A 23,134-nucleotide genomic window follows, 5' to 3' on the forward strand; every position below is an offset into this window, starting at 1 on the left:
CCTGTACTCGGTGGCTTCACGCCAAATCATCGGGGAGCGGCAGATCCTTGGCGCCACGCTTCCGTTTACGGTTTCAAATACCCTCTCGCCAAACCGTTTGCGTCCCGTGACTCGCCTCGTTGCTCGCGGTGCCTGGATCGTTCCGCTCTTCTTCTTTGTTATCGCCCTTCATCAATCAAAGACGGCTGTCGACCTCCAAGCGACGCTTGAACGTGGCACGCCGGCTACGGCTGAAGTTCTGGAGGTGCATGAAGAGAATCGCGTCGATGTTACCTACGACTGGATCTCAATCCGCGTCCCGCTAGACGACGGGCGTGTGATTACGAAAGAGGAACTCGCACTTCCCCACTCTCTGATTCCGCTCGTCGCGGATAAGGAAACCATTGATGTCCGGGTCAACCCCGGCGCGAACCAGGAGGTGGTGATCACATCTATCGTTAACACGCAGTGGCGAATTGCCGCCATGAACGCAGGCATCGCATTCGTGGCAGCCCTGTTGTTCGGTGGAGGCGTATGGTACTGGAATCGCAGTCTAAAAGAGGAAGGGGATCCAGCGGAGCGAGGTGTCGAAGAACCGGATCCGGACCACCCCGCGCGACAGGTGGCTCGGTGATCATCTGCACGCGCTATCGACGCCGACGAGTACGGCTCAAGCATCGTATTGCGAACAGAATGCCCCGCCCCTCAAATGAGAGGGGGCGGGGCATCTAACGTTAAATGCACGTGCTTGAACGAGCGTCAGGGTTGACGGCGAACACTACGACGCATCATCGTCCAACCGGTATGTGATCGGTAGCGTCATCTTAACCGGTACCGCTTCGCCACGGTCACGCCCGGGTTCAAACGTCATCGAACGGACGGCCTTGATCGCCTGAGCATCTAATTCTGGCGACAGGCTGCGAACGACCTCCGCATCGCTTATCTCACCGGTTTTCGTCACGACGAATTGCACGAAGACGCGCCCCTCGATGCCCTTCTCGGCTGCTTCTTTCGGATACTTAATTTCTCCTTGTAGAGCGGCGATTCCGCCCAGCAGCTTCGGTGGAGTATCAACTTTGACGAAGACGTCAGAGTCTGAGGGGGAGCTAGAGGTCGGGGGAGCCTGCTGCTCGGTTTTGTCATTGGCGTCCGGCGCCGTCACCTCGCCGTCTGACGACTCGGTACTACAGGCGATGATGCTCGTGACGAGCACGATGAGCAGGCTGAACGACAGCGTGCGTAGAAGACGAGGCGATGGAGAGAAGAGGGAGTGATGAGTCATCATTCGAAGTCGTTGCTCTAGGGAAGAAGTAGATTCGGATAGAGCAACAGCAGGAACGCTTGGAGACTTTGTGGCGACATCCGTGAGTAGACGGGCGTAGGCACCGCGACGGCACCGAAGCACGTCCAGGACACGCGCGTCACAGGCCGCCTCACGATCGACTTCAATCTGGCGGACGAGGAACCGAACCATCGGCAGTCCCGCGGCAATCGCCGCGATGACCTGCTCGAACAGAGCGGCATAGTCGTCGTAGCGGTCGAGGTGAACGAGCTCGTGGGTCAACGCCATGTCCAGTCGGCGGTCCGTGACTTCACCGTCCAGCATCCACGAGGGGAGGACGATGCGTGGCGGGCGACCGGGAAGAAGCATCGGTACGTCGCCGTCCGAGGCGTACACGGGGATGGCATACCGGGAAATGCGAGCCTGTCGTGCTAGAGTGGATAGTCTCTGCATCAGTCGGCCGCTTCGCGGAGCCCGCATCGAGTGCCAAGAGAACCGGTATAACCGGCCCATCTCGATGCCCAGTCGAGTCAACTGCATGAGAGCAGCCCCTATGGCGACGACCGTGACCACGCCAAGAACAGCGTACGCGGACAACTCGACCGACACCTCGGGGGAAACGGTCAGGGTAGGCAGTGTGATGTGGGCCGGATTAAGCGCCGAGACGGTAGGCAGGGGTGCAGTCGTGAACGGCGACTCGATTAGCCATGTGCCGACGACTCCCGCCGGCAGGGCCGCGAGAACTGTCTGACGGATCCTGTAGCGCACGAGTGCAGGCAGCGTCGGCAGCAATCGCAAGACGCCTTCCGTGAGTATGGCAGCCACGGTCCAGAGCAGAACCGGCAACCAGAATACCGGCCAGATGGATTGGCCGAATTCCCCAAGCCGACTCACAATCATCGGTAGATTAGGCATGGTCATCGGAGGAGTCGTTGGCGTCGTCAGAAGCATCGCGCTCGGCGTCAAGGTCATCAAGCTGGTCCAGAAGGGAGCGAATGGCGTCCTGTTCATCGCTCTCCAGCGACTCTCGCTGAATAAGCGTCTGTACCAGAGCTGACGGTGAACCGTGGAATACCTTCTCCATTAGCCTTCGAAGCAGCGTATGCTGCACCTCGCGCTGCGGGACGGCGGCAGCATAAACATACGACCGGCCCTCCTTTCGGTAGTCCAGGTAGCCTTTCTCGGCCAGTTTCTTGAGGACGGTCATGACCGTGGTGTATGCGACGTCGCGCTCGTCCAGGATTCTCTCCCGAACATCGGCGACGGTCGCCTCACCCAGGTCCCACACGTGGTGGAGGACTTCCATCTCCGTTTCACCAAGAGAGGTAAGCGATTTTTTGCGCATGTCTCAGAGCTTTGATCTGCTGTTGCTATTTAGATAGTACTACGTAGGTAGTATAAAGTCAAATGCCGCTATGGAGGCCATGAATCCAGCCTTCTGGTCTATTCCACGTGCTCAGAGGGAGATGGATACTCATAGAGGTCGGCAAGCGTATCGGGATGCGTGCCCGTGATATACTGGAGCCAGAGCCGCAGATTCAGCATCTGCTGTCGGACGATGCCTGTGCTTCGGAAGCGCCGCGCGGATGTCGTGACGACCTCATCGAGGAAGTGGAATGAGCCGGCCTCGTGAAGTCGCCTGGCGAGTTCGAGGTCCTCGAAAATGAGCCAGTCCGGGAAGCCGGCGACCTGTTCGAATGCGTCACGCGTGCAGAAGAGGCCGCGGTCCCCGAAGCAGATCCGAATCCACGGGATGCGCGTGCAGGCGGCATAGAATCGCAACATCGGTGACGGCATGTCGAACTGGAGCTGAAAAGTCCCGCTCGTGGCACCACGTTCGAGGGCCGAAACGGCCGCTGTGATCGCCGACGGCGGGCACAGGGTGTCGGCGTGGAGGAAGAGGTAGGCTGAGCCGGTCGCCACCTCCGCTCCGGCGTTCATCTGCCGAGCACGACCGCGGGAGCCATGGTGGACCGTCGCATGTCGGGCTGCAATCTCCGTGGTTGCATCCGACGAGCCCCCGTCAACGACGATCACTTCGTGCACGAGGTCCGAGCGACGGAGCGTGCGAAGCGTGGAGTCGATGACGGCGGCTTCGTTCAGCGTGGGGATGATGACAGAAAGAGTCACCAGATCATTTGCTTCATGCAAAAGACCGAGCCGCCCGATTTGAGAAATTCGCTGGTGTCCAGCTCTACGGGACGGAAGCCTGCTTCGCGAAGTCGCTTCATGGTCACCGTACAGCCTTCCTGAATGAATACATGATCGCCGTCCGGGCAGTGGGCGTTACACGCAAACTGATGACGAGCTTCGCCTTCGGGGGCGTCCACGACGGTGTCGAAGAACTGCTCGATCATAGCGATCCCGTCCGTGTCGAACGCACCGGGATAGATCAGGACACTGTTTTCATCGAGCACCGAGAAGCAGGTGTCGAGATGGTAGAACTCGGGATCCGAGAGTGCGAGAGCGAGCACGCGAACGCCGAGCAGGTCGGATAGCGCTTCGTACGTATCGCGATCCGTTCGAAAGCCGTAGCCTCCCCAGAGGAGAAAGCGACCGGGGTGCCAGATGGCGTCGCCCATGCCTTCGAAGTCGGTGTCGAGCCCGTCGGGCAGATTCAGCACCTCATAATCGACGGAGCGGAAGAATTGCTCGTAGTGCGGCACCTCGTTCTGACGCTCCGGCGCGTGCATGTTGCTGAGCACCACACCGGAGGTGTCCGACATCGGATTGTGAAACGGCAGTGTCTGGTTCGCACAGAAGACCATATCGGGCAACCCGGACTGCCCGTCAACGATGAGCGGCTCGATGTCAAGGGCGCTGTAGGCGGCGCGGAGCGCTTTCCATTGCTGCAGGGCGGCCGCACGATTCACCCCGCCGATGTTGCCACTCATGTGCGGATTGATGACGTACTGAACGTCGAAGTGGTCGGGAGACGTTAGCACGACCCGCTGCGGACGGGAGAGGGGAGGGCAATCGTCGAGCGTAAAGTCGATCGCATCGGGCGACGTGTAAACCATGCAGTGTCGGGTAGATAGCCGAAAGGACGTATGGAAAAGTGACGCACGGCGTAAGATGCGTTAGACGCAGCGAGATCACACCTGTGCGACCGTGAACATAGCGATTCTTGTGTGCAAAATAAATTGACGCACGGAATTAGAGTTGCACCCGAATCGACGGAACTAAGCATTATTCCCTATTGCGTGTTACCTTGAAGCGCCTGAGCGCGTCTAACAAACTGAACAACGCTCCGATTCTGGGTTCTTCCCGGTTTCGATAGACGCGTTCCGGCGGTTCGCAGCCGGCGTATCCCGATGGGCAGGCATCGGCCCGAAGCAGGAGACACCGGCTGCCGCTGTCGGCCCCTTTTCCAAAGCCCCCTTTACCCATGAAACGATCCATCTCTCCATTATCCGCCCTGAAGCGCTGGGCGTCCGTAGGCTTCATCATTCTCGCAGTCTCGCTGGCGTTTGGTCCGCGCGATGCGCACGCACAGCGGTGGCTCCAGACCACGCAGGTTGTGGCTCCGGTTCAGGCTGAAACAGCCACCCGGGCTCTGCTTGACACGCTAGTCAACGTGATCGACCGTTCCGACTCGCTGGTCGTGAAACGCTCGCCTGATGCACGAGAGAGGATGCCGGTTGAAGACCTCCGGAATATGCTGATCGACACGGAAGGAATCGGCCTTGCGAGCGCGAACAAGGTGTTTATCGACTATCGCTTTGAGGTCAACCGTGACGGTTTCGAGGAGTCTGTGACGGAGCTCTTCTTCATTTACCGTCCGCCGGGCGCGGGCGAGGAAGATATCCCGATCATGTACCTAAGCGCGAAGGATGAGTGGGTGAAGTCTGTTTTGCAGGAGAAGGGAACCGCGATGGTGACCAACGAGGCCGCGATCAAGCCGTTTGGTGACCAGATCGCCTTCGCAAAGCTGACCCGCGGTCAAGACGTTCAGGTTGTGGAAGTCGGCAACCGAACGGTCCGCGAGGGCTTCCGCACGAAGGAGCAGAACCTCATCGAACGAATCATGCGATTATCTTACTCCTCTCGATAAACACGTAGAGGGTGTAGGTAGAAGGATGGAAAGCGGCTCATTCCGACAGGAGTGGGCCGCTTTATTTGCTGAACGCTGATGGCGTACAATGCAAGAGACGCCCATCCCTGGAGTGGGGAGGGCGTCTCGCTAATACACAAGAACGTATCGGTGGTTAGAGCGAGGACATCTTCGATCTCCGATTGAAGCGCTGCTCAATGACCGATGCCGGAACGTTGCCGGTCATGGTCACCTCTGCGTCCCGGCTTTCGATCTCGACGCTTTGCAGCACATCCTGCAGGTCCGGCTCATCGTTCACGCGTCGCTTGGACAGTCCGAGGAGCCCGCGCATAACATCAGCGATGTTGCTGGCGGTTTCCGCATCGCCGGCCTGCACGAGAACGCGTGCATCAAGGTTGCCATTTTCAGCAAACGTGAGTGACATCGTGCCCGCTTCTGCAACGGATGCGATCCGGTCCATTTTGTCGGATCCGCTCTGTTTCATATCGTCCGGGACGGACATGAGCGCAGCCCACATGCTCTGCCCACGGGCAGCCTCCCGAAGAAGCGCCAGTTTCTCTTCGGACGCCGCGAGGCTCTCCTCGCTGTCATCGTCCAGTCGGGCCAGACCGGCTTGTACCTGTTCGTAGCTTCCGGCCATGATCAGCGACTCGTTTACCACGACCGCTGCGTAGGACCCGCGGTCATTGTCGGTTACGTATGCCGTGCGGCCGCCAATCTCGGTCGACCGTACCTTCGTGGTATCGTTTTGCAGCTCCGATTGCACGTGATCGTTGATTGCCTCCGGATCGAACGAACCGTACACCAGCAGGATCGGGTTTTTGCGATCGTCGGTGAGTACGCCTCCCACGTAAATTCGTTGTACGTCCTCGCTCAGGTCGACATTCATCGCATCAAGATGGGCGCGAGCCTTTGGCGAGTCCCGCATGTCTGCCAGCATGTCGTTGAAACGAGCTGCTGCCGTCGGAGAATACGACCGAACATGTTCGACGTCCATCATAGCGACCATGTCGCTCGTGGCAGGCAGGAGCGTGGCGGCCTGTTCTGTCTCGCTGCTCAATGGCGGAGCTTCGTCGCTGCTGCAGCCTCCAGCAACGAGCAGAGTGGCAAAAAGCGAGAGTACGAAGAACAGCTTGGCACTCAGATTAGATAAAGAGCGGCCGATCATAGGGAGAGAAAAGGTCGTGTCGAAGGATAAGAGCGGGCGGCTCATGGTTCGAGCCGTTCTTCACTGGCATCACGTAACCGGACGTCAGAGTGTTACGCGATCGATGAGCAACTCTAGAAATCCCGTCGATTAAATTGAATACCGCCGATCAGGTAGCACGCGGCCCCAAACAGCAGCGAAGATATGAACGGATACCAGTTCGCCACAGGATCTCCTTGCGAGAGCTTCGAGACGATGGTCGTGACCTCCGCGAAATTGGGAAGCGTATGGTAGAGGACAAGAAAGACGGCTTTGCTGACCGCTCCCAGTTGCTCCGTAATTTGCTGCACGCCTGCAAGAGCGAGTGACGTAATGATGAGGCCGTAGGTGACGATCAGGGACAGTGCCGTACTCCGCGTGAACGCGCCGATTGCCACGATCACGCCGTACATGACGCCAAACATCGAGAGAACGATGAGGATGGAAAAGAGGAAGCGTGGATTCCAGACCTCCGACTTAATCGACATGATGAGCCAGATGCCGCCGAGAAGGTAAATGCACAGGCCGAACATGGCGAGCCATACGCCGCCGACGTGTCCCGTTAGCAGTCGGGTTCGACTAATCGGTTTTGAGAGGAGAAGATCGATGTGACCTTTCGTCAGAAGGGTCGTGAAAATGGGGCCGGAGGCGAAGAGGGCGAGGAGAATGCCGAGCCAGTAGGCGGTGCCGGCCACGATGCTCTGGACCGCGAAGACGATGTTTTGAAGGTCGACGCCCCCGGACGTCTCAGCCCCGAATAGACGAGCACTCGCGAGCGTGCCGTCCACGACATCTAGGTTGAGGGCAAAGGTGACAACGAGGAGGACGAGGGAGCTGATCAGAAAGAGTCCCCAGATCACCTTCTTGGCGCGCAGTTCGCGAATGGTGAGCTGGAGCATGCCGAGAAAAGGAAGCACGGGCAGCAGGAACTAGTGTAACGGATCGAAAGGGGACAGCGGGAGCCTTGGACTAGACGGCCCAGGTTAGCCTGTGACCGTTTGTTGTGGCTTGACCACGTCGACGAAGTAGTCCTCGAGTGTCTGGCGAACCGGAGAAATGGAATCGATCTCCACGCCGGCATTGCGCAGGCGGTCGATCACATGGTTGAGGCCCGCGCGGTCCTCCGGGTGAACGCTGTAGCGCTGGAGCGAGGCTTCGTCCGCGCCCGAGCCGTTCTGCGACGCTACGGACGACACGTGCACGATATTTCCGAGTGCGGCGCGTGTCCCGTTTGGAATGGCTGTGCACACGAGCGTGTAGGTGCGATCGACAGCTGTGAGCTCGTCGATATTTCCCGTGCGGACGAGTTGACCGTCGTTCAGGATGGCGACCTCGGTGCAGACCTTTTCGACCTCCGACAGCAAGTGCGAGTTGATAAGGACGGTTTTGCCTTCCTCCTTGAGTTCGAGAAGGATGTCCCGGATCTCCCGACGCCCAACCGGGTCGACACCGTCCGTGGGTTCGTCGAGAATGAGCAGATCTGGCTCATTCAGGAGCGCCTGCGCGAGCCCGGCCCGCTGGAGCATTCCTTTGGAGAAACCGCTCAGCTTCTGTTCGCTCGCGTGGTCGAGACCGACGCGCTCCAGCAACTCCGGAATACGCTGGGCCCGAATTTCGTCGGGTACGCCGGCCATTTGGCCGTAAATATTGAGCATCTGCGGAGCCGTGAGGAAGTCCGGGAAGTCATGCTTTTCCGGGAGGTAGCCGACGCGCTCTCGGGCGACGGGATCGCCGGGTTCGTGACCAAAGAGGCGTGCTTCGCCTCCGGTCGCGTATGCCACGCCGAGGAGAATCTTTACCATGGTCGTCTTGCCAGCTCCGTTCGGTCCCAGCAGTCCGAAAATGGATCCCGGTGGAATGGTCATCGACACACCGTCGAGTGCACGGACGGCGCGTGATCGAAAGACCCCACTTCTGTACGTTTTCTCCAGCGAAGAAACAGAGACGGCAGGTTGCATACGTCAGGGATATCACGGTAAGAGGACGGAAAATAGCGCGCGGCAGGATGAACCAAGGGGTACCCGTCGGAGTTCGGCCTGCCGGCCGATGGTACCACGGCTCGGAGCCTGGCATCGTTACATCGAACGCTTGGCCTACAGCAACTTCAGCCGACGAGTCTCGGGGCAACGAAAAACGCGCATCCGGACGAATCCAGATGCGCGTGGATGGTGTGACCACGCCTTTGCAGGCATCACCGGCCGGGAAGGACCGAGCGAATACTTATTCGGCGTCGGTCAGTGCCTCGATTCCGGGAAGGGGAGCACCTTCGAGGAAGGCGAGCATTGCTCCCCCGCCGGTTGAGACGTGACTGATTCGGTCGGTGTATCCGGATTTCGCGAGGGCAGAGACAGAGTCGCCGCCGCCCACGACGGAAAACGCGCCGTTGTCGGTTGCTTCCGCGACGGCTTCGGCGATTTCCATCGTGCCCTCCGCAAACTTCTCCATCTCGAACACGCCCATGGGACCGTTCCAGACGATTGTATCGGCGTTCAGGATGGTCTCGCGATAGGTCTCAACGGTTTTCGGGCCAATGTCTAGGCCCATGTATCCGCCGTCAATGCCCCCCTCGACCACTTTCGATTCGGCATTGGCGTCGAACTCCGCTGCGACGACGTGGTCGCTCGGTAGGACGATGGCGCCATCCGCCTGCTCGTAGAGTTCCTCTGCGGTGTCGAGGCGGTCATCCTCCACGCGAGAGTCGCCGACCGCGTGTCCCAGCGCTTTGAGGAACGTATAGCTCATTGCTCCACCGATGAGGATGTTCTGGTACGAATCCATCAGGCGGCGCACCGTGCCGATCTTGTCCGAGACTTTCGCACCGCCGAGAATCGCGACGGTTGGAGGATCCGGCTCGTCTCTGACTTTCGTTAGAGCCTCGATTTCTTCCTCCATAAGGCGTCCCATGGCACACACGTCGACGTGCTCCGCGACTCCTGCTGTCGAGGCATGAGCGCGGTGTGCGGCGCCGAACGCATCGTTTACGTACACGTCGGCGAGTTCAGCGAGCGCAGCTGCAAAATCCGGGTCGTTTGCTTTTTCGCCCGACTCAAATCTGGTGTTTTCGAGCAGGATCACGCTGCCGTCGCCCATGCCGTCCACAACCTCACGGACGGTGTCGCCGACGGTGTTGCTCGAAAAGCGGACGCGCTCCTCAAGTATGCTTCCCAGGTGATCGGCAACGCACGCCAGGCTTAGGTCTGGGTTGGGTTGTCCACCTGGGCGACCGAGGTGACTGATTAATATGGCTCGCCCACCGTGGTCGAGGATGTGGCGGATGGTCGGGAGAGCCGCGCGAATGCGTGTGTCGTCGGAGACGGTTGGCCGCCCGTTCCCGGAGGAGAGCGGCACGTTAAAGTCCACGCGTACGAGCACGCGCTTACCGCGCACGTCGATATCGTCAAGCGTCAGCTTTTTCATGCGTACAGAGAGTTCGGCCTGGCGGAGAGAAGCAGACGTGCCGGAGGCGCTTACGCACACGGCGAAGCGGCGCCCCCGCGCTTATCTGCACAGAAAAGGATGCCGCGCCGGGGAAAACAGTGCGTCCCCGGACGGCCGGAGGCTTACGCCGTAGCCGCAGCCTTCATGAGGCGTTCCACGACGTCCACAGTGCGATTCGAGTAGCCCCACTCGTTATCGTACCAACCGACAATCTTAACCATCGAGCCGGCTGCCATCGTCGACGGTGCGTCGTAGATGCAGGAGTGCGGGTTATGAATGATATCCCGCGAGACGAGCGGCTCTTCGCTGTACTGAAGGACACCGTTCATCGCGCCATCCGCAGCTTCTTTGTACGCGGCATTGACATCATCGATCGTGACGTCCTGGTCCAGATTCGCCGTCAGGTCAACGATCGATCCGTCCGGTACAGGCACGCGCATCGCCATACCGTCCAGTTTGCCGTCGAGGTGTGGAAGTACGAGACCGACGGCTTTCGCGGCTCCGGTTGTGGTCGGAATGATCGACTCCGCGGCCGTACGTGCGCGACGGAGATCTTTGTGCGGACCGTCGACAATGTTCTGCGACGATGTGTAGGCATGCACCGTCGTCATGAGGCCACTTTTGAGCCCGAAGCTGTCATCGAGCACCTTGACCATCGGGGCGAGGCAGTTGGTCGTGCAACTCGCATTCGAGATGATTTCCTCGTCGCCGGTCAGGTCGCCGTCGTTTACGCCCAGCACGATCGTGGCGTCCACGTCGCTTTTTGCAGGAGCGCTAATAACGACCTTGTCGGCGCCGGCCTCCAGGTGCTTTGCTGCCCCCTCGCGGGTACGGAAGAAACCGGTGGCTTCGATGACAACGTCGGCGCCGAGTTCGTCCCACGGCAGATTCGACGGATCCTTTTCCTGCAGAACCGGGAAGCGATCGCCATTTACGACGAGCGTGTCACCATCCAGCTCGACCGTGCCCGGGAATTGCCCATGAACGGAGTCATACTTAAAGAGGGTGGCCAGCGTATTCGCATCGGTCAGGTCGTTCACGCCGACGATGTCGAAGTCGTGGTCCTCCCGCTCAAGGATAGAGCGGAAGACGAGACGGCCGATGCGGCCGAATCCGTTGATGCCGAGTTTGATAGACATAGAGCGAGTTCGATTCGAGTTTAATGTCAACGAGGTCAATCACAACGAGCCTTGATGATTGCGGACGCAACCGTTAGGCGGTCGGGTCTCGTGCGGTCCCGGGTCGTTGTGTGCTACTCTATTCTGCTACACTCTGTCCTGCATACCGCTTTCGTATGGTTGGTTGTCCTCTCTAGACGATCATTCCTGTCTGCTGGAACGACGTGCTTCGGGCAAGTTGCACCCGTTGTGAGTCTAAGGTGCGGCTGAGGACGACCGGCTCGCGGCACCCGCATGTATGAGCAAGCACGGGGCGTGTGCCGCAACCAGCCGGTTGTTATTGCAACTCCTTCCGAAAATCGTCTGTAAATAACGGGGTGGCGAGGACACGAACAAGCACCGGAAGCGCTTTTGTAATCACGCTCGTGGCTTCTTCGGGTCTTTCTCATCCAGAGACGCATTGTTTGGCGCGGGAGATGCGTCAAAATCGTCGGAAAGATGCAAAGCCGGGCCTGTCTCCGTAAAAATCACATGCAAAAGCCACGGCTCGCATCGTCGAGCGTAAAGGTTCGGAAACGATCCCGCATCGCTGCGTACAACAGCCGCTCTGGTTCAGGTAGAACCCTGTCCACCCTGCACGGACGCACGAAGATCAATTTCGACATTGCGCCCGGGCGGATCCCTCCGTAATCCCTCGACCGTACGTATTCCTCATGTCTTCCGTTCAGACGCCGCAAAAGCCGTCCTCCACCTCTGATTCGAGCGGAAATGCGCTGCTCGATCTAACGGCTCGATCGGTCATGTACTACCAGGAGAATAAAACCACCGTCTATGGTGCTATTGCCGTCGTCGTCCTGCTGGCGCTCGGTGTCGGCGGCTACTTCATTTACATGGAGCAGCAAGCAGATGTGGCCGCCGAGAAGCTGGGCCGCATCATGCCGGTGTACGAGCAGGGCGACTACCAACGGGCCCTGGATGGCGTCGAGGAACTCAGTCCCGCTGACCCACGCGCATCGCAGCCCGGTCAGGCGGAGCCCCGCATTGGACTGGTTGAAATAGCCGATCAGTACAGTGGCACGCCGGCCGGCAATCTTGCTGCATTCTACGCTGGAAACGCGTACTTCAACATCGGCGATTACGACCAGGCGCTCGAGATGTACGAGTCGTTCGATAAAGAGTCGAACTTCATCGGAGCGAGTACCTACGCGGCCGAGGCGACCATTTACGAATCCCGCGGAGAATTTGAACGCGCTGCCGATCTGTATCTTGAGGCGGCGGACGCGTTTGAAAGCGAGACGCGAACGCCGGAGTATCTCCTGGACGCTGCCCGCGCCTTCGAGAGTGCGGGGAACCTCTCTCGTGCCGAAGAACTGTATTCCCAGGTGACCGACGAGTATGCTGATTCGGCGGCGGCATCCGAAGCCCGCGTCTTCCTCGCGCGGCTGAAAGCGAAACAGGCAACGAATTCCTGATTCGCCGTCGACGGTTATTTTCTGCCTGCACGGACAATCACTGAACGCCGCCACTCGCTTGCCGGATCTTGTCGGCGGGCAGGCGGCGTTCAGTATGTTTTGCGCATCGCAACCCTATCGCTTTTTTCCTCACTAATCCACGCATCCGCTCATGCCGACGATCCTGATCGTGGATGACGAGCCGAGCATTCGGCGCACGGTCCGTGAGATTTTGGAGTACGAGGACTACGATGTCGAAGAAGCCGAAGACGGGCACGAGGCGCTCGAGAAAATCCGGTCGTCATCGCTCGATATGGTGCTGCTCGACATCAAAATGCCAGAAATGGACGGGATGGAGGTGTTGAAAACGTGTGCGGACGAATCGATCGAGGTCCCCATTGTGATGATTAGTGGGCATGGCAACATCGAGACGGCGGTCGAGGCGACCAAGCTCGGGGCGTTCGACTTCATCGAGAAGCCGCCGGACCTGAACCGCATGCTGGTCACGGTTCGTAACGCGCTGGATCACGGCCAGCTGGAGACGCAAAACCGCCGGATGCGTCAGGCGATCACCGAGCACAGCACGGGGGATCTGACGCCGATCATTGGGTCGAGTCCCGCGATTACGGAGATCAAGGAAACGATCGAACGTGTCGCTCCGACGGAGGCCCGCGTTCTCATCACCGGGGAGAACGGGACAGGTAAGGAACTGGTCGCTAAGTGGATTCACCACGAAAGCCCGCGTGCCAGTGGCCCGATGGTCGAGGTGAACTGCGCGGCCATTCCGAGCGAGCTCATCGAGAGTGAATTGTTCGGCCATGAGAAAGGAGCGTTCACCGGTGCGACGCAGCAGCGGATTGGAAAATTCGAGCAGGCAAACGAAGGAACGCTCTTCCTCGATGAAATCGGGGACATGAGTCTGTCGGCTCAGGCGAAAGTGCTCCGAGTGCTTCAGGAAAGCCGAATTCAGCGTGTCGGGGGAGATCGCTCTATCGAAGTCGATGTCCGTGTGGTTGCAGCGACGAACAAGGACTTGCTGGATGAAATTGAGGAGGGCAACTTCCGGGAGGATCTGTATCACCGGATCGGCGTCATCCTGATCAATGTGCCGCCGCTGCGGAAGCGCCGAGAAGACATTCCGCCGATCACACAGCACATCGCGCAGCGGGTGGCCAGCCGGAATGCACTACCGAACCGGGAGTTTTCTGACGAGGCGCTCGATCACCTGAAAAAATACGACTGGCGGGGAAACGTCCGCGAGTTACACAACGTGATCGAACGCGTCCTCATTCTGGCGGATGGCGACCGTATCGAGAAGGCGGATGTCCAGCGGTTCGTGACGCCAGGGGCGGAGGCGACGAGCGCGTCATCCGACCTGTTGTATCAGTACGAGGACTGGAATGAGGCACGGGACGCATTCGAAAAGCGTTTTCTTGAACACAAGCTGCACGAGTTCGAGTGGAACGTGACGCAGACGGCCGAGGCGATCAATATTCAGCGTTCGCATCTGTACAATAAGTTGAACAAGTTCAATATCGAACGCGAAGGCTAACCTTGCTGTCGCAATCCGCCCAGCCGTAACGATTCTTGTTGCGACCGACCTGACGCGTCGTTCTCCTACTTCTTACCGTTTCAGATCGAGCTTACCTCCGATGTCCGACCCCCTGCTGCGTGCGTCCAGTGTGACGAAAGAATATGATACCGGTGGGGAGACGCCGTTGGAGGTCCTGCGCGGTGTGGATCTGGACGTCGTGCCTGGCGAAATCGTTGCCGTTATGGGCGAGAGCGGGAGCGGGAAGTCTACGCTTCTCCACATTCTTGGTGCGCTGGAACGCCCGACGGCTGGAACGGTGGCGTTCGAAGGCCGAGATCTGTCCACCGAATCCGACGACGACCTTGCAGCGTTTCGAAATCGATCGATCGGCTTCGTCTTTCAATTTCATCACCTGCTGCCAGAGTTCACGGCGCTGGAGAACGTGGCGATGCCCGCACTCATCCAGCATCGGGGACTCGATGCCGCCGAGCCGCGAGCGCGGAAACTCCTGGATATGCTTGGATTGTCCGGTCGTGTCACGCATCGGCCGAACGCACTATCAGGCGGAGAGAAGCAGCGGGTCGCTGTGGCACGTGCTCTCATGAATGAGCCGGCCCTGGTGCTTATGGATGAGCCGACCGGAAACCTCGACGCGCAGACAGCCGAGCCTCTGCACCGTGAGATCCAGCGGCTGAGCGACACCATGGATCAGACGTTTGTCATCGTCACACATAACCCCAATCTCGCGGCGATCGCCGACCGCGTGCTGAAGCTTGAACATGGTGTTTTGCACGAAGTCGACATGGATGAGGGCGCATCCCTCATGCCCGGCACCACAGGCGAAGACCACACCGCCGAACAGGCGGAGCACTGAGCCACATCTGGGAACATTCGCGTTCCTTCTGCGAACGGATTTACGCGAGCATACGACCCGTTTGCTTCTCGATAGCCCTCTCCGGCAGGCGCGACTCAAGCCGTCTGTCTGACACCTCCCTCGCTGCACCCGATTTCATGACAGACGTAGCTGTACTCGATCCCGCGATCGGTTTTGTCGACGAAGACATTGATCCTACGATCGATCTTTTCGACGAGATCGAGCGGCTGAAGGTTGAAAAGAATGCGATCCTCCTCGCGCACTACTATCAGGAGGCCGCCATTCAGGATATCGCGGATTACATTGGCGACTCCCTTGGCCTGGCCCGTGAGGCCTCCGAGACCGATGCCGAGATTATCGTTTTCGCCGGTGTTCACTTCATGGCGGAGTCCGCCAAAATTCTGAATCCGGAGAAGAAGGTCATCCTGCCGGATCTCAATGCTGGATGTTCGCTGGCTGACACGTGTCCTCCAGATGCTTTCGAAGCGTTCTGCGATCAGTATCCGGATCACACGGTCATCACCTACGTCAACAGTTCCGCCGCGGTGAAGGCCCTTTCCGACATCATCTGCACGTCGTCCAGTGCGGCGCACATCATTAACCAGCTCCCCGAGGACGAGAATATCATTTTCGCCCCGGACCGAAATCTCGGCGAGTACCTGATCAAGGAAACGGGCCGAGACATGGTGCTGTGGGACGGCGTCTGCATCGTGCATGAGACATTTAGCGAGAAGAAACTGCTGCGTCTCCAGGCTCAGCACCCAGATGCAGAAACGCTCGCTCATCCGGAGTGCCGGGACGCCGTGCTGCGGCATGCAGATTTCGTCGGGTCAACGAGTCAGATTCGACGGTACGCGAAAACGAACGGTCCCGCCAAGTTTATCGTGGCGACGGAGGAGGGCATTCTCCATCAGATGGAAAAAGACCAGCCTGGTAATACGCTGATTCCAGCGCCACCGGAGAGTGGATGCAACTGCAGTCAGTGCCCTCATATGCGGCTCAACACGATCGAGAAGCTGTACCTGTGTCTCAAGCACGAAGCGCCTGAGATCACGATGGACGAGTCGCTTCGTACGGAAGCACTCAAACCGATCGAGCGGATGTTGTCGATGAGCGAGGGTGTAAAGTAGCCGTTTGCGATGCGAACCCATCGCGTTACGCCGCCGTTAGGAAGATTGCAAATCCGGCTTGCCCGGCCGGTCCCGACCTCCTACCCGTCTGAAGCAAACTGGACGTGACTCCTATGAACGTCGAACTCCTCGAAAGTGTACGGCAGGCGATTGTATTCTATCCGCGCCGTTTCTCGGCCGCGCAATGGGCTTTCGCCCGAAATGCGGATGCGGTGATTGAGAATGATGTTTCTCCGGAAGGATTCAAATGTTGTATTGCCGGGCACGTCCTGCTCGAATCTGACCGCATGACCGAACGAGAACTCTTGCGCGTCGGTGGGTTTCACACGGGCGGTGAACTGTGGGACGAGGCGGCACGCGCACTCAGCCTCACGGAGTCCCAGTGCCGCGAACTCTTTTTCCCGAGTCAGTGGGACAAGCCGTACAAGCAGAACTATTACCTCTGCTCAAGTGACGATGAAGCAGAGGTGGTGGCATCGTACCTGGAGTACTTCGTCCACAAGTACGGAACGGATGTCGAGCGCGAAGCTGCGACCCGTCTGGCCGCCGCGGCGGAACGTCCGATGCCAGTCCACGAGCCCAACCCGGTTGCTCCGCACGCCCGCGCAACGGTGTAAGGCCGTCAAGGGAGATGTTCTAAATGTCGCCGTCGTCCTGATGCCAGCGGTGCCCGCGTCGTCGAGCCCGCTGGCATTCGTGTGTTTGGGCGAGAGGAAGAGGCACGATGGTTGACGCTGATGTGTTGCTGTACCGCCTTGATGTATTGGAGCACTCGTTGGATGACAATATCCAGCGACGCCTCCGCACTTCCTGCCAGTCTCTGTGAGATTGTCGTCGTTTCGATTTACTGACCCGCCCTTTTCTTCGCCTCATGCAGACGATTGATTGGATCATCGTCGTGGCCTATATGGTCGGCGCGCTTGGCCTTGGCGCCTATCTTTCGCGTCGGGCCTCCGGTTCGATCGAGGACTTCTTCGTGTCTGGACGGTCGCTACCGTGGTGGTTGGCCGGCACGTCGATGGCTGCGACCACGTTTTCGATCGACACGCCCTTGTACGTTGCAGGGGTCGTCGGGACGCGCGGAATCGCCGGCAACTGGGAGTGGTGGGCCTTCGGGACCGGCCACGTTGTCTTGATTTACGTCTTCGCACGGTTGTGGCGGAGGAGTGAGATCGTCACGGACGCAGAGCTTACGGAAATTCGCTACGGTGGGAGGTCGGCAGCGATACTGCGAGGCGTCAAAGCCTTTCTCTTCGCGATTCCGATCAACTGCATCGGTATCGGCCTGGGTATGCTGGCAGCCGTGAAGGTTGTCGGCGGGCTCGAGATCTGGCAAAATCTTGGTTTTGTCGAGGGGCAACTCATTCTCGGTGCGGATCCGAAGCTCCTGAGCATCGTGGGTGTGTCGATGCTCGTACTGCTTTACGCGGGGTTGTCCGGTCTCTGGGGCGTCGTGGCGACTGATTTCTTCCAGTTCTTTCTCGCCCTCTTCGGGGCCGTGCTCGTAGCCGTATTCGCGATCGCGAGTCCAGAAGTTGGCGGCCTGAGCGGCCTGGTGTCGAAGGCGCAGTCCTTCACCGACTTCGATGTGCTTGCGTTCACACCGCTGACCTTTGATCCAGGAGCGACAGGGTGGTGGGGCATCGGGTGGAGCGCGGTTGCCGGAATTAGTGCGACATCCTTCATGGCTCACGTCTTCCTTCAGTGGTGGACGTTCCGACGAAGCGACGGAGGAGGAGAGTTCATTCAGCGCCTGGCCGCATCTCGTGACGAGGCGAGCGCCGAGAAAGCCGCATGGTTTTTCAACATCATGCACTACGTGATTCGGACGTGGCCATGGGTCCTCGTAGCTCTAGCAGCCGTGGTGCTCTACCCGGACATGACTGATCCCGAGCTGGCCTATCCGCGGCTCATGCTTGACTTTTTACCTGCTGGATTGCTCGGCATTGTCGTCGCCTCGCTCGTGGCCGCATTCATGAGTACCGTATCGACGCAGATCAATTGGGGCGCATCGTATCTCACGAACGACATTTACTGCCGCTTTCTCCGTCCGAATGCATCTCAGGCAGAGCTCGTAGCGTTTGGGCGACTCGCATCTGTTGTGATCACCGTGCTCGGGGCAGCTGCGGCCTTCTATGCCGATAGCGTGCAATGGATTTTTCAACTCGTGATCGCGGTTGGGACCGGTCCGGGCGTTGTCCTTATTCTCCGCTGGTTCTGGTGGCGTGTAAATGCCTGGGCGGAACTTGCTGCGATGGGAGCAGGAATGGCCGTCGGTTTGTTAACCTCATTAGGGCCCGCCACGATTAGCCTCTACGGTGCCGGCATCCCGGTCGAGATTCCCATTCTCGTTACGGACTTCGGACTTCGTCTTACCATGATTACGCTCGTGACGACGGGGATCTGGATTCCTGTGATGTATCTCACAGCGCCGGAAAAGCCAGAAACGCTGAACCGATTCTATCGGCTCGTGCGGCCGGGAGGGCCAGGATGGAAAGAGCAGCGAGAGGCTACGGGTCTGTCGCCAATTCAATCGTTGCGCGATAGCCTGATCCGTGCCGCTGCAGCTGTGCTGGTCTTGTACGGGCTCATGTTCGCGATTGGCGCTGCCCTGCTGCTGCGGCCCCTTCTCGCTGCTGGACTTGCCGCCGTGGCTGCGGTCGGAGGAGCGGTCCTGTACCAGCGACGCGGTGGACCCGAGGAGGCTTTGGCAGGAACTCAGAGCGAGATGTCCGGGCAAGGGTAACGAGGTGGTCGGACTGAAACACCGCTTTGCGGCGGATGGTTGTTTCTAGGCCCCGTTGAAGTATACAGAATGCGTCTCATGGCAACGTTTGAGTCCCTGCCTCTTTTTCCTCTTGGTCTCGTTCTTTATCCGAACGAGCAGCTCCCTCTACACATCTTCGAGGAGCGCTATAAGGATCTAACCGCCTACTGCCTCGAACATGATGTGCCGTTTGGGGTCGTACGTGTTGATGACGGGCGGCTCGCGAACGTCGGAACCACGGCTCGCATCGAACGGGTCGTGAATCGATACGAGGACGGACGCCTCGACATCATCGTGCGTGGCGAAGAGCGGTTTGCCCTAAACGCGGTTTACGAGCGAAAAAGCTACATGACGGCGGATGTCGAGGTCTTTGACATCGCACCCGTCCCGTTGGAGTCGAACCTGAGGGAGCGGGTGATCACGCAGCACATGAAGCTTCTCGAACTAGCCGGGCGAACCGTCCGCCCGGACCTGTACGTCGATGTGGAGGACTTAAGCTTCATTCTGGCACAGAACGCGGGACTAAGTGATGAGCAGAAGCAAGAGGTCCTCGAGATTCAGGATGAACCGGACCGCATTCGATATCTGATTCAGCACTTCGAGTCCCTCATTCCTCGCGTCGAACAGAAGGAAGATTTTCGGCGCAAAATCCGGTCAAATGGTCACTTCAAAGACTTTCCGCCAGAGCAGGTTTAAAACAGTATCACGTGGTTCCCCAGCCGGCTGAGAGGACAGAGAGCGTGAATTAAGGACCCTAACAAAACGTGCTTCGATGAGCGAGGGCGAGCGAGTCGGGCGGGATCCAGGCGCCTGAAGCAGGTGAACCCGAAGTGGTTCAGCGACGCAGCGGCGCGAAGCTAGTGCCTGTGGTGCGACGCGAAGCTAGTGTCCATGGCGCACAACGCCGAGCCCGGTTCAGACGCATGCAGTTCGGATGAGGTATTGTTAGGGCCTCGCAGTCCGATTAAGCGTTGGTCTTCCGTGCAACGCCTGAACGAGCGATCGACTCGGGTTTGGATTTCAGTTGTGCTTTTCGGATGTTAGGCGCGTCCGGTTTCTCCTTCACTTTTCTCGCCTTGCGCGCCTACCAACATGACCACAATCGGCGATTACACACTTCACGCGATTGAAACCGGCCGATTTGGTCTCGATGGTGGAGCCATGTTTGGGATCGTTCCGAAGCCCCTCTGGGCGAAGCGGATCGATCCCGATGAGCAAAACCGCATCCCGCTGGCCATGCGGTGTCTGCTTTTGCAATCCGAGTCCAGGACAATCCTCATCGACTGCGGGTTGGGGGATACGTTTGACGGCACGAAGTACCGGGAGATATATGCCGTTGATACCGAACACTCAGATCTTGAACACTCGCTAGCCAACGCTGGCGTTTCGCGCGAAGAGATTACGGATGTAGTATTGACGCACCTCCACTTCGATCATTGCGGTGGAGCGACGCGGGCTGCGGGTGATGAGAGAGAGCCAACGTTTCCGAATGCTGTCTATCACGTGCAGCGGGATCACTGGCAGTGGGCGATAGAAAGCAATCCGAAAGAGCACGGGTCATTTCGGACGGATACGTTCAAGCCGCTATCGACCAGCGGTCAGGTTGACTTTGTGGATGGGGAAAAAACGATTTTTCCCGGCGTGGACGTCATGCTTGTGAATGGACACACTCATGCTCAGCAGATGGTGAAGATTACCGGGCCGGAAGGCGTACTTGTGTATGTTGCCGATCTGTTACCGACATCCCACCATCTCGCTCCCGCGTGGACAATGGCGTACGACGTACGTCCACTGGTGACGATCGACGAAAAACAGTTATTCTTGGAGAAAGCGGTGGAAGCGGAATGGAACTTGTTCTTTGAACATGATCCCGATATCCACGTGGCGTCGTTGAAGCGAACCGACCGTGGTATTACCACATGTGATCATCGCCCCCTTCGGAACTTTTAGGTCGCTTTTCGCCTCGTCCTATCACGGATGGAGTCGTAGAGGCTCCCGAACGCACTTCCGAGGTATCGGGTCCCATTGCGCCATGTGATGACGGTTGTGCTTTACAACAAATGAAATGCATGACGTCATCCATCACTGTTTTGTCTCAACCTCACGAGCCGAGCCCGATGAACGCAAAGGAAACGACTGATCCATTGCCTGACGAGGCGCGCGAAGCCCTTTCGAAAGTGTATCATGACCTGAACAACCCGCTCTCTATTATTTCGGGCAATGCCCAGTTTCTCCTCGAAATTAGCCGGGATGCAGATTTAGACGATGCGTTCATTACCTCGGTCGAAGATATTCGGGAAGCTGCGGATCGAATGTCTGAGGCATTGAGACGTCTAACCGAAATTCGTCAGGCGGGTACGGAGGAATAGCGCCTGACTCATCGTATGTTGGAAAGACACCGTACGGACCGCACAAACGTCTTATGAGTCGTCCGATAGATGAGGGGAGCGCCTGCGATCACGAATGGCAGTCTCGGCATGTCAGCAGGCGGCCTCTTGCCTTGGACGACGGACGCGTTATAGCAATACGAATTCGCTCATCATCGACGTGGCACGGCTTGTGCGTCTGTTCTTTTTTGAATACCATTGGAGTGCGACACCACCTCTTTTATCTTTACTGTCTGCCTATCGGGGTATAACCGCTACGGACCACCGCTCGACCATTTCACGTCCCGACGAAAGTTGGTCTGTGTCTTCCATGAATGGAGAAGGTAAACCTTCTTTTCACGGTCGCCAGATCGAACGAGAATAAAAAGGAATCGTGTTCTCGCTTATCAGAAACGGAGTTGCGAAGTAACCCGCCGCGACGGGTCAGTCCATAGACGAATCAACATTGGACCCTTGTCTCGTTTGCCTTGTTACCAACCTGAAACTGGTAGCCGAGTCCCCCCTTTCTTTTTTTGCGATCGTTGGGTCACATCATATCAGCGGCTGAATTCACCGTTCGGTCGGGTTCGCGCGGTCGGTTACCTAGTACCCCAATGTATTCATTGAATCACCACTCTCCATGACGTACGGACGCCTTTTACCTGGGCAGTCGACGCTATCGGCAAGTCTCGTTGCATTGTTCTTGCTCCTCTTCGGACTTGCTCCCTCCGCACATGCCCAACTCGGGGAGTCGACGGCACTTTTTCTTCGCATTGAGCCCGATAGCCGCGCCGCCGGTATGGGCAATACCGGTGTAGCGCTTGCCGATAACGCGAACGCGATGTTCTGGAATCCTGCAGGTCTGGGTTTTCAGCGCGACATGCAGGTCGGTTTCACGCATGCAAGCTGGCTTCCAGAGTTCGATGCTGGACTCTACTTCGAGTATCTAGCAGGAACAGCGCACTTTGATGGTATCGGCACTTTCGGTGGCCACGTGACCTTTTTGAACCTTGGTGAGATCGAGGTGAGAAATGGAAACGGTGATCCCCTGAAGGTCGAGCGGTCCTTTGAGCTCTCTACCGGTCTTTCCTATGGTCGCCAACTCAATGATAATCTGGCCGTCGGCGGTGGTCTCCGGTTTATCTACTCGAAGCTCTCCCCGTCAACGGACGAGGTCGATGGTCAGGCAAGTACAGCCGCGATGGACTTAGCGGGTCTCTACCGTACGGACCCATTTGTTGTCGGTGGTACGGACGTGACGGTGTCGACGGGGATGAACATCTCGAATATCGGCGGAGGGATGAAGTATGATCGGGACCTCCAAGCGATGCCTACGATGCTCCGTCTCGGTTACGCCGTGACGATGGATTTTGACGAATATAACTCGCTTACACTCGCCAACGACTTCACAAAGCAGCTATCCAACGTTGACTACGTGGACTGTGAGCGAGACTCCAATCCACAGACCCAGGAGCAATGCTCGGACCCCGATACGTGGTTCACACCGATCTTCTCGTCGTGGTCCGCACAGCCGGGAGAACGTAACGCCGATGGCGATATAACCGAGTTGTCTGTGGCAGAGCAGGTTACCATGGGGGTCGGGCTGGAGTACTGGTACAGTCAACTCTTCGCCCTCCGCACGGGATACTACTATGAGGATCCTCAGAACGGGAATCGCGAGTTCCTTAACTTTGGCGCAGGTTTCCGATACAACATCATCGGTATCGATGTCTCATATATTTACACGCTTGAGCAAAATAACCCGCTCGCGAATACTCTCCGATTCTCGCTTCTTTTAGACATACGATGACACCGAGCCTCACCCCAACGCAGGCGCTATACGTTGGGGTGAGGAATGTCTGTTGAGGATTGTGTACGATGTGTTGAAACCTGGCACCGGTTTTGTTTACTTGAAGTAGACAGATTTAGCATCGGTCTAATGCAGTAAGTGACGC

Annotated in this window: 21 protein-coding genes; 12 read left to right on the forward strand and 9 right to left on the reverse strand. The window is 58.1% G+C overall.

Annotation, left to right across the window (positions count from 1 at the left end; translation table 11 throughout):
- Positions 1-10: 10 nt before the first annotated feature.
- Entirely contained in the window at positions 11-613 is a 603-nt protein-coding gene (locus CRI94_RS08125; RefSeq protein WP_245846123.1) for a hypothetical protein, read from the forward strand.
- 144 nt (positions 614-757) lie between these two features.
- Here the strand turns inward: CRI94_RS08125 and CRI94_RS08130 are convergent, their stop codons facing one another.
- From CRI94_RS08130 to CRI94_RS08145, 4 genes are all read right to left on the reverse strand, one after another.
- The gene (locus tag CRI94_RS08130; protein WP_179862213.1) at positions 758-2,176 is read right to left on the reverse strand and encodes a M56 family metallopeptidase; all 1,419 of its coding nucleotides are present in this window, start codon (positions 2,174-2,176) and stop codon (positions 758-760) included.
- Positions 2,169-2,606 carry a BlaI/MecI/CopY family transcriptional regulator gene (locus CRI94_RS08135; protein WP_098075172.1) on the reverse strand — a complete coding sequence of 146 codons (438 nt, stop codon included), beginning with the start codon at positions 2,604-2,606 and terminating at the stop codon, positions 2,169-2,171. Before CRI94_RS08135 ends, CRI94_RS08130 begins: the two co-directional genes overlap by 8 nt.
- A gap of 98 nt (positions 2,607-2,704) precedes the next feature.
- Positions 2,705-3,391 carry a TIGR04283 family arsenosugar biosynthesis glycosyltransferase gene (locus CRI94_RS08140; protein ID WP_245846124.1) on the reverse strand — a complete coding sequence of 229 codons (687 nt, stop codon included), beginning with the start codon at positions 3,389-3,391 and terminating at the stop codon, positions 2,705-2,707.
- The gene (locus CRI94_RS08145) at positions 3,388-4,281 is read right to left on the reverse strand and encodes a dimethylarginine dimethylaminohydrolase family protein (protein WP_098075173.1); all 894 of its coding nucleotides are present in this window, start codon (positions 4,279-4,281) and stop codon (positions 3,388-3,390) included. The genes CRI94_RS08140 and CRI94_RS08145 overlap by 4 nt, the downstream gene beginning before the upstream one ends.
- Positions 4,282-4,649: 368 nt before the next feature.
- On the opposite strand from CRI94_RS08145, the gene CRI94_RS08150 reads away from it, so the two are divergent.
- Complete coding sequence (locus CRI94_RS08150) at positions 4,650-5,315, forward strand: hypothetical protein (protein WP_098075174.1); 666 nt, start codon at positions 4,650-4,652, stop codon at positions 5,313-5,315.
- Between the two features lie 154 nt (positions 5,316-5,469).
- Here the strand turns inward: CRI94_RS08150 and CRI94_RS08155 are convergent, their stop codons facing one another.
- The 5 genes from CRI94_RS08155 to gap form a co-directional block, all read right to left on the reverse strand.
- Positions 5,470-6,483: a hypothetical protein gene (locus tag CRI94_RS08155; RefSeq protein WP_143815340.1), complete on the reverse strand. Its 1,014-nt coding sequence runs from the start codon at positions 6,481-6,483 to the stop codon at positions 5,470-5,472.
- 113 nt (positions 6,484-6,596) lie between these two features.
- The gene (locus CRI94_RS08160) at positions 6,597-7,418 is read right to left on the reverse strand and encodes an ABC transporter permease subunit (protein ID WP_098075176.1); all 822 of its coding nucleotides are present in this window, start codon (positions 7,416-7,418) and stop codon (positions 6,597-6,599) included.
- A gap of 66 nt (positions 7,419-7,484) precedes the next feature.
- Complete coding sequence (locus CRI94_RS08165) at positions 7,485-8,459, reverse strand: ABC transporter ATP-binding protein (protein ID WP_098075177.1); 975 nt, start codon at positions 8,457-8,459, stop codon at positions 7,485-7,487.
- Between the two features lie 262 nt (positions 8,460-8,721).
- Positions 8,722-9,918, reverse strand: coding sequence for a phosphoglycerate kinase (locus tag CRI94_RS08170; protein WP_098075178.1), 1,197 nt, complete (start codon positions 9,916-9,918; stop codon positions 8,722-8,724).
- A 143-nt stretch (positions 9,919-10,061) separates the two neighbouring features.
- Positions 10,062-11,078 carry a type I glyceraldehyde-3-phosphate dehydrogenase gene (gene gap / locus CRI94_RS08175; protein ID WP_098075179.1) on the reverse strand — a complete coding sequence of 339 codons (1,017 nt, stop codon included), beginning with the start codon at positions 11,076-11,078 and terminating at the stop codon, positions 10,062-10,064.
- 692 nt (positions 11,079-11,770) lie between these two features.
- Between gap and CRI94_RS08180 the strand changes: the two genes are divergently transcribed.
- The 10 genes from CRI94_RS08180 to porV all read left to right on the forward strand — a co-directional run bounded on the left by CRI94_RS08180 (position 11,771) and on the right by porV (position 22,989).
- Positions 11,771-12,529, forward strand: coding sequence for a tetratricopeptide repeat protein (locus CRI94_RS08180; RefSeq protein WP_245846125.1), 759 nt, complete (start codon positions 11,771-11,773; stop codon positions 12,527-12,529).
- A 151-nt stretch (positions 12,530-12,680) separates the two neighbouring features.
- On the forward strand, positions 12,681-14,060 hold the full coding sequence (locus CRI94_RS08185; RefSeq protein WP_098075180.1) for a sigma-54-dependent transcriptional regulator: 1,380 nt from the start codon (positions 12,681-12,683) through the stop codon (positions 14,058-14,060).
- A 100-nt stretch (positions 14,061-14,160) separates the two neighbouring features.
- Positions 14,161-14,916, forward strand: coding sequence for an ABC transporter ATP-binding protein (locus tag CRI94_RS08190; RefSeq protein ID WP_098075181.1), 756 nt, complete (start codon positions 14,161-14,163; stop codon positions 14,914-14,916).
- A gap of 137 nt (positions 14,917-15,053) precedes the next feature.
- Entirely contained in the window at positions 15,054-16,046 is a 993-nt protein-coding gene (nadA, locus tag CRI94_RS08195; protein WP_098075182.1) for a quinolinate synthase NadA, read from the forward strand.
- Positions 16,047-16,159: 113 nt separating this feature from the next.
- Complete coding sequence (locus CRI94_RS08200) at positions 16,160-16,663, forward strand: hypothetical protein (RefSeq protein ID WP_098075183.1); 504 nt, start codon at positions 16,160-16,162, stop codon at positions 16,661-16,663.
- 254 nt (positions 16,664-16,917) lie between these two features.
- On the forward strand, positions 16,918-18,792 hold the full coding sequence (locus CRI94_RS08205) for a sodium:solute symporter family protein (RefSeq protein WP_098075184.1): 1,875 nt from the start codon (positions 16,918-16,920) through the stop codon (positions 18,790-18,792).
- A gap of 78 nt (positions 18,793-18,870) precedes the next feature.
- Entirely contained in the window at positions 18,871-19,509 is a 639-nt protein-coding gene (locus CRI94_RS08210; RefSeq protein ID WP_098075265.1) for an LON peptidase substrate-binding domain-containing protein, read from the forward strand.
- A gap of 396 nt (positions 19,510-19,905) precedes the next feature.
- Entirely contained in the window at positions 19,906-20,763 is an 858-nt protein-coding gene (locus CRI94_RS08215; RefSeq protein WP_098075185.1) for an MBL fold metallo-hydrolase, read from the forward strand.
- 119 nt (positions 20,764-20,882) lie between these two features.
- Entirely contained in the window at positions 20,883-21,182 is a 300-nt protein-coding gene (locus CRI94_RS08220; RefSeq protein ID WP_245846126.1) for a histidine kinase dimerization/phospho-acceptor domain-containing protein, read from the forward strand.
- Positions 21,183-21,819: 637 nt separating this feature from the next.
- Positions 21,820-22,989 (forward strand): type IX secretion system outer membrane channel protein PorV, encoded by a 1,170-nt coding sequence (gene porV / locus CRI94_RS08225; protein WP_143815341.1) that lies wholly within the window; start codon positions 21,820-21,822, stop codon positions 22,987-22,989.
- The last annotated feature ends 145 nt before the right edge of the window (positions 22,990-23,134 follow it).

This window comes from Longibacter salinarum (assembly GCF_002554795.1).
Classification (GTDB): domain Bacteria; phylum Bacteroidota; class Rhodothermia; order Rhodothermales; family Salinibacteraceae; genus Longibacter; species Longibacter salinarum.